This is a genomic window from Terriglobales bacterium, from assembly GCA_035624475.1.
Classification (GTDB): Bacteria; Acidobacteriota; Terriglobia; order Terriglobales; family Acidobacteriaceae; genus DASPRL01.
Genome location: DASPRL010000271.1, coordinates 1 through 7,455 on the forward strand (window position 1 = coordinate 1; position 7,455 = coordinate 7,455).

Sequence of the window (7,455 nt, forward strand, 5' to 3'; positions counted from 1 at the left end):
CGAAATGGTAGGCCTCAGAGGAGAGCCAGCCGTCGGCAAAGCTCACCCCGGCGCCCCCCAGCGGCAGGTTCACCGGGAGGATGGCGACGCGAGGGCCGGCGGGTGGCCGTGCCGGAGCGCTGAGCCCCAGGCCCGGCTGCGGCTGGTCGGGCTGGACCAGGGTGAAGGCCACCGTGTCCAGCTTCAGCTCGGGAGCGAGCGTCTCCGAGCGCAGGGTGAAGCCGGCGATGGTGCCGCCGCCCGCCCACACCGCCGGCGCTCCCGCCGGAGCAGGCGGAGTGCGCAGGGTGAAGGCCGCGTCCAGGTCGGCGGTGGCGCTCAGGTCCGGCGGCAATCCTCGCTTGGCGTGGCGGGCGAACGCCGCCAGTACCGGGCCGGGGATGTCGTTGGCGGCGATGCTGAGGTCGTAGCGGCGGGCGGCGAACACCTCGGCGACCGCGCCGCGCACCGCGATCTCGCCGCTGCCCAGCGGCAGGTGACACTCGATGCCGGAGAGCACGGCGCCCTGGGTGCGGTAGCCGGCGGTGCACAAGGCCTGGAAGCCCAGGCTGTCGGTGGCGGCGATGTCGTAGCGGCGGAAATCCCGCAGCGAGGCGCGCAGGCTGAGGGTGAGCCGGCTGGGCGTGCCGGCCAGGGTGGCGTCGGCGCTCACGTTGCCGCGCCAGCCCAGGTCCCGGCCCAGCACCAGCTTGCTGAACTGCCCGAGCTGGGCGCGCTCGAGCCCGAGGTGGGCTTCCAGCAGGTCGTCGCGCTGGCCGGCGGGGCGCAGCACCCGGGCCTCCATCCGCAGGCTCCCGGTATCGCTGAGAGCGGCGTCGGTGCGCACCGGCCTGGCCTCCAGGCGCATCCGCCACTCGTCCTCGGAGGCCAGCCAGAGCGCGAAGTCGGCCTCGCGCAGGGCGTATACCACCTTCTCGTCGCCGAACTTGAAGTTGATCTGCCCGCCCTCGGCCTCGATATAGGGGAAGCGGGCCCGGGCCTGAGGCCGGGTGGCGGTGGGCGCCGAGGGAAGCTGGGCCGCGCGCCGCAGCAGCGCCTCGATGTTCCAGCGGCCGTCGCGGTCGCGCACCAGGTTCACGCTCGGCTCTTTGAGGCTGATGCTGGAGATCTCCAGGCGTCCGCGCCACAGCGAAGAGAGGCTGAGTGCGGCCGTGACCTCGTCGGCCCGCAGCAGGGGCTCGGGACTGAAGGCGGGATCGTCGGCCAAGGCGAAGCTCTCGAGGTCGAATCCGGGCTGGGGCAGCAGACGGAGATGGATCTCGCCCACTGAGACGGGCCGACCCACCGCCTCGGCCAGTGCCCCGGTGACGTGCTGGTGGTAGCGCCGCAGGTTGATCCAGGGAGGAACCAGCAGGGCGAGCAGCAGCAGGAGCACGCAAGCCGCCAGCCACCGGCGCTTCCTGCGCGGCCGCATCAGCGCACCATGTGGAGAGTGCGGCGCCAGCGGGTCTGGCCGAAGAAGTGGATCACCACCCGGGCCGCGAACCCCAGCCGGTCGCTCAGGCTGGTCTTCTCATATTGGTCTTCCGGCGTCTCAAACGACCAGTAGATGAACAGCGGCCGGCCGAGGATGTTCTGCTGCGGCACGAAGCCCCAGAAGCGGCTGTCCCAGCTGACCTCCCGGTTGTCGCCCATGGCGAAATAGGAGCCGGGTGGCACCACCAGGTCGCCGTCCTGCATGTGGCGCGGAAGTTCCACCTGCCATGCGGGGGTCACCTGGTCGAAGTCGGAGGGCGGTACCGCGGGGAAGTTGTCCCGATAGGGCACGTAGCAGCGGATGGAGAGGTTGTCGCAGGAATGGATGACGTAGGGCTCGCTCTGCGCGCGGCCGTTGACGAAGACCACCCCGTTGTGGAGATGGATGCGGTCCCCGGGAACGCCGATGACGCGCTTGACCAGGTGCTGGCCGGGCTGCGCCGGCGAGAAGAACACGATGATGTCGCCGCGGCGGATCTCGCGATAGGGCATCACCGGCCCCAGCCAGCGCGAAGGCGGAGCGTAGGTGATGCGGTCCACGAAGACGTGGTCGCCCACCAGCAGCGTGTTCTTCATCGAGCCGGACGGGATCTCGAAGGCCTGCAGGTTGAAGGTCAGGATGAACAGCGCGGTCACCACCACCGCCGCCATGGAGGCCAGGAACTCCAGCGGCGTCTCCCGCTGCCGGGCTTCCTTCTTCTTGTCCTGGGGAGGCGGGGCCGGCATCAGCGCACCACCTTCGCCGTGCGGCGCCAGCGGGTTCCCCCGAAGAAGTGCCAGACCACGTGGCCCATCCACGCCACCCGGTCGGAGAGGCCGGTCTTCTCCCACTGGTGCGCCGGCGTGTCGAACGACCAGTAGATGAACATGGGGCGCCCGATGATGTTCTGGCGCGGGATGAAGCCCCAGAAGCGGCTGTCGTAGCTGGCCAGCCGGTTGTCGCCCATGCCGAAGAAGCAGTCGGGGGGCACCACCAGGTCGCCACCCTGAAGGTGGCTGGGCATCTCCATCTGCCAGTCGGGGTTGACCTGGCTGCCCTCCGTGGGCGGCTCGGCGGGGAAGTTGTCGCGATACGGCGAATAGCAAGGGACGGAGACGTTGTCGCAATAATGCGTCACGTAAGGCTCGTGGAGCGCCTGGCCGTTGCGGTAGACCACGCCGTCCTTCAGGTGGATGCGGTCGCCGGGGATCCCGATGATGCGCTTCACCACGTACAGCCCCGCCTGCGAGGGGGAGAGGAACACCACAATGTCGCCGCGCCGGACCTCGTGGTAGGGCATGACGGGCTCGATCCAGGTGCTGGCAGGGGCGTAGGTGGAGCGGTCCACGAACACGTGGTCGCCGATGAGCAGCGTGTCCTCCATCGAGCTGGAGGGGATCTCGAAGGCCTGCACATTGAAGGTGATGATGAACATCCCGGTCACCAGCACCACCGCCAGGGAGGCCAGGAATTCCAGCGGCGTCTCCCGCTTCTTCTCCTTCTTGGGGCCGGCGGTCTTTTTCTTCTTAGGCTCGCGCACGGCAGTGGGCGTGGTCCCGGACTCCTGCGGCCGGCGGGCGGCTACTCCACCAGGCGGAAGGTCCGATTCCAGCGCATCTCCTCATCGAGATGTAGTAGGGCATAGGCAAATCGTGAAAGTGTACCATCCGCGGCGGCGGAGGAGATGGAGCGCGGACTGTGGGAGCGCACCGACCAGTAGATCAGCAAGGGGCGGCCGATGATGTTCTCGCGGCACCAGGCCCCAGTAGCGGCTGTCGGAGCTGTCGTCGCGGTTGTCGCCCATCACGAAGTAGCTGTCGGGCGGCACCACCAGCTCCCCGTTGCGCACCAGCGAAGGCATCCGCATCCACCAGCGCAGCTCGATCGAGGGTTCCAGGTAGTCGGTGCGCGGGAAGTCGTCGCGGAAGCTGTCGTAGGAGTGGGAGGTGAACTTGGCGTGGCTCTCGTCGATGGGGCGGCCGTTCACCAGCACGTGCTTGTCCACCAGGCGCACGTGATCGCCCGGCGTCCCCACCACCCGCTTCACGAAGTGCTGCTGCGGGTCCACCGGATAGCGGAAGACGATGATGTCGCCGCAATGGATGGGCTGGTAGGGCAGGATGTGGCCCCAGATCCCGGCGTGCGCGTAGTCCACCTTGTCCACCAGGACGTAATCGCCGATGAGCAAGGTGTTCTCCATGGACTCGGAGGGGATCTGGAAGGCTTGCGCCAGGAAGGTGATGGCGAACAGCGCGATCACGCCCACGCGCAGCAGCCACTGCGCCGCTCCCGGCAGGTCCATGGGGGAGCGGACGGACGGGCTCATGCGGCACCGCCCCGGGCGCGCCGCGGCGCCCCGCTCCCCTGCAATTGCTCGAGGGCCTGCTGCGCGGCCAGTTGCTCCGCCTTCTTCTTGGTGGGGCCTTGGGCGCGGCCTACGTAGTCCGCCGTGCCCTCGCCGGGTACCCGCACCTCTACGGTAAAGGTCTTCTTGTGCTCGGGGCCTTCCTCCTTCACCACCGAATAGGACGGCTGCGGACGCCCCGCCGCCTGCAGCAGTTCCTGCAGCGCGGACTTGTGATCGGTGATGGGGAAGGCGCCGGTGGCCTGCTGCGCCAGCCGGTCCAGTTCGGGGTCCACGATGCGACGCAGGATGAAGGCGCGGGCCGGCTCCAGCCCCGCGTCCAGATAGATGGCCGCCACTACCGCCTCCAGAGCATTCACCAGCAGCGCCGCCTTGGAGCGACCGCCGCTCTTCTCCTCTCCCCGTCCCAGGCGCAGGAAGCGGCCCAGGTCGAGGCCGTCGGCCACCTCCACCAGGTGGCGGGCGCTGACCAGGTGGGCGCGCGTCTTGGAGAGCTGGCCCTCGTGGAAGTGGGGAAAGCGCTCGAACAGGGCCTGCCCGGTCACGAAGCCGAGCACGGCGTCGCCCAGAAACTCGAGCTGCTCGTTGTCGCGCAGCGGAGCGCCGCCCTCCCCGCGCGCCTCCTGCTCGTGGGCGTGCGAGCTGTGGGTGAGCGCCTGCTCCAGCAACTCGCGCTGCCGGAAGTGGTGGCCCAGCAGTCCTTCCAGCGCCGTGATCTGCTCTGCGTTCATCCTAGGACTTGGGCGGCGGGCCTGCGGGTGGAGCCGTCGCGCCGGGATTGGCGGGCGGCGGCGGCGCGGCCGGCGTCCCCGTCAGCTTGTTCAGCCGGTCCTGCTCGCGCTTGGCCAGCTCCAGCATGGGATCGTCGGCGGCAAACAGCGGGATAGCGTGGTTCACCGCCTGCAGTGCCTCCGCGAACTTGTGCTGGTGGTCGAGGGCGAGCGCCAGCCGGTACCAGGTGGGCGCGTAGGGTTGCGACTGATTGAGCTGGACGGCCAGCCGCAACTCCTGTTCTGCCACCGCGTCATTGTTCCTCCGCAGCTCGATGAAGCCCAGCGCGGCGTGCGCCATGGAGAGCACCAGGTTGCGCGCTGACTCCACCTGCTCCTTGCTCCAGGTGGCGGGCGCGCCCAGCCCGGTGTCGATGCTCTCGATGGCGTGGCGGGCATCCTGTTCCGCCTCGGCGAAGCGCTGGTCGCGGTCGGCGTCGCTGTCGTGCGTGGTCTCGGCCAGCACGTTGGCGGTGGTGACCAGCGCCACCGAATTGTCGGGAAGGAACTGCAGCACCTTGCGCCCCATCTCGATGGTCTTGGGGGCGTTGTTGGCCTGCTGGTAGCTGTTCATCAGGCTCAGGTAGAGGACGCCGCGCAATTCGCTGGCGGGAAACTTGGCCTCGAAGTCGCGGGCGGCGGCCTCCGCCTTGTCGCGGTCCTTCTCGCCGGAGGCCTTCAGATAGGCGTCGTATTCCGCCTGGGTCTTGGCTTCCGGCTGATGCGCGGGCTTGGCTGGGGGAGGCGTGGCCGCCGGAGTCTGCTGCGGAGCCGGTGGCGTCGACGCCGGCGCTGCCGGCTGTTGCTGGCCAGGCTGCTGCGCGGGCGCCGCCGGCGCCGGGTTCTGCGCCGCCGCCATGCCGCTGGCCGCCAGCACCAGCGCTGCCATCCATCCCATTGCCTTCATGGTTCTTTGCACCTCTGGCCGCCCTAGCGGCCGCCACTACCGCCGCGGCTGGCCGGGAGGCGCGTAGGGCTGCTGCAGCCCGCGCTCCGCCGCCGCCTTGGTGTCGGCGGCGGCATCGCCGGCCGCCAGCGCCGCCCGGTACTGCTCCAGCGCCTGCTCCCGCTCCTGCTGCAGGTCATAGATCCTTCCCAGATAGATGTGCGACCAGGCCAGGGTGCGGGGCTCGTGCGCCACTTCCAGGGTGCGCTGGAAGTAGCTGACCGCGCCCTGCATGTCGCGGCTGAGGGCCGCCGCCCGTGCCAGGATGAACAAGGCGCGCCCGGGGTCCTCCTGCCGCTCCAGGGCCTGCTGGGCCAGCTTAGCCGCTCCGGCCGCGTCCCCGGAAGCCAGCAGCGCCTCCGCCTGGTCGAGCGCGGAGGCCTGCCTGGGGTTGGATGCGCGCATCACCTCCGGGGCCGCTTCCGCGGCGAACTGGATGCCCTCGGCGTGCTTGCGCACCTGGTCCACGTCGATGTCGTACAGCATGTCGGGATAGGCGTCCTGCAACCCCACCGAGTCCTTGTCGGTCTCGAACTTGGTCAGCCGCTGGTAGAAGTAGAGGGTGAGGATGAAGCCTTCCTTCTCCGCGCGCTCCACCGCGGCGCGGCGTGCCGGCTCCGCCGCCGGATTCCGGGCATCGATCTGGCGCGCCTCGATGGCCCGGATCAGCGACTCGTTGACCAGCAGCACGATGTCGCGCTTGAAGCTCTCGTCCAGGGGCGCCGCCTTCACGCTCAGCTCCAGCGTCTCCAGCCGGCGCATGGTGGTGCCGCGCCGCATGGCCAGGGGATCGAGCGCGAAGTGCAGGTAGGTGTGCCGGATCTGCTCCATGGGGATGGCCCCGCCCGCCGGCGACACCACCAGGAAGTAGTCGGCGCCGTAGTTGCGCGCGTTGATCTGCCCGGGCGCGGCCAGCGGCTCCAAGTAGATGGCCATGTGCCGCCCCGAGTAGCCGGCGATGGGCAGGCGCAGGTAGCTGTCGGTGCGCAGGATCATCTCCGCGATGGAGGGAGAGAATTGCTCGGTCAGGGCCTCGAAGTCGGCGCGATGCTTCTCGTAGAGGGCGTGCAGCCCCGCCGCCTGGTAGAAGCGCTCGAGCACGGGGACGAAGCCCAGCACGTACCCGGCGTCGGGAGGCAGGTCGGCCTCCCGCATGCTGGGAGCCATCTTGGGGGGCTCGCCCAGGTTCAGGCCCAGAGAGACATACTGGGCCAGGTCGCGGCTGGGATCGTTGGCGCGATGGTCGGCGTAAAAATCGCACATCGCCTTGCGGGCCTCCTGGGCCTCAGGGGAGGCCTGGGCGGCCTCGGCCACCTCGCTGCGCAGCCGCATCCGCAGCGGGTCGGAGGCGGTCAGCTCCTGGTCGTAGCCGCAGGCGTTGATGCCGGCCAGCACCGCGAACAGGCTCTCGCTGGATTCCAGCGAAACCTTGGGAGTCTGCTGCGCCAGGGCCGGCGCCGCCAGCGTCGCCAGCAGGGTCAGCATGCAGAGAGTGCGTCGCGCAAAAGAGCCCAGAACCGCCTCCGGAAGGATTGCAGGTGGGGAAAACTCGTTCTCTAGTTTACGGACTCCGGCAGGGCCGGGTCAACGCGCCCGCGGGGGGTAGTAGCCCTTGGGCGCGTGCAGCTTGAGTTCCTTGTCCCGGGCTGGCTTTAGCTCCAGGGAACGGTACTTTCCCGGCGACGAACTCGAGGGGACATAGGTTGCGGCGTACATCGCCTCGATCCGTTCTTGAATAGCGGAGAAGACCTTCGGGATGTCCTTGGGGCTGAGTCCAATGAAGGCACTCCCGCCGGTGCCATCCGCCAGTTGTTGCAAGGTCTCCTCGCCTACGCGAACATGGCCGGTCTCCGCGGTGCTGACTGCAAGAATGACCGTTCCCGACTCTTGGGCAGCAGCGATCGCCTGGTTTCGATTG

The 7,455-nt window shown here is 69.1% G+C and carries 8 protein-coding genes; all 8 read right to left on the minus strand.

Translation table 11 applies throughout. From position 1 onward, the window contains the following. A partial coding sequence (locus VEG08_10770) for an AsmA family protein (protein ID HXZ28469.1) occupies positions 1-1,414 on the minus strand: 1,414 nt, incomplete at its 3' end. Then, positions 1,414-2,202 carry a signal peptidase I gene (gene lepB, locus VEG08_10775; protein ID HXZ28470.1) on the minus strand — a complete coding sequence of 263 codons (789 nt, stop codon included), beginning with the start codon at positions 2,200-2,202 and terminating at the stop codon, positions 1,414-1,416. The genes lepB (VEG08_10775) and VEG08_10770, both read right to left, overlap by 1 nt. Continuing rightward, a complete protein-coding gene (gene lepB, locus VEG08_10780; GenBank protein HXZ28471.1) occupies positions 2,202-2,996 on the minus strand; it encodes a signal peptidase I in 795 nt (264 codons plus the stop codon). Before lepB (VEG08_10780) ends, lepB (VEG08_10775) begins: the two co-directional genes overlap by 1 nt. An 81-nt stretch (positions 2,997-3,077) precedes the next feature. Then, positions 3,078-3,782 carry a signal peptidase I gene (gene lepB, locus VEG08_10785; protein ID HXZ28472.1) on the minus strand — a complete coding sequence of 235 codons (705 nt, stop codon included), beginning with the start codon at positions 3,780-3,782 and terminating at the stop codon, positions 3,078-3,080. Then, entirely contained in the window at positions 3,779-4,552 is a 774-nt protein-coding gene (gene rnc, locus VEG08_10790) for a ribonuclease III (GenBank protein HXZ28473.1), read from the minus strand. The genes lepB (VEG08_10785) and rnc overlap by 4 nt, the downstream gene beginning before the upstream one ends. A gap of 1 nt (position 4,553) precedes the next feature. Continuing rightward, positions 4,554-5,480 carry a hypothetical protein gene (locus VEG08_10795; GenBank protein HXZ28474.1) on the minus strand — a complete coding sequence of 309 codons (927 nt, stop codon included), beginning with the start codon at positions 5,478-5,480 and terminating at the stop codon, positions 4,554-4,556. Between the two features lie 54 nt (positions 5,481-5,534). Then, positions 5,535-7,022: a hypothetical protein gene (locus tag VEG08_10800; GenBank protein HXZ28475.1), complete on the minus strand. Its 1,488-nt coding sequence runs from the start codon at positions 7,020-7,022 to the stop codon at positions 5,535-5,537. Between the two features lie 99 nt (positions 7,023-7,121). Beyond that, on the minus strand, positions 7,122-7,455 hold a 334-nt coding region (locus VEG08_10805), incomplete at its 5' end, for a hypothetical protein (protein ID HXZ28476.1).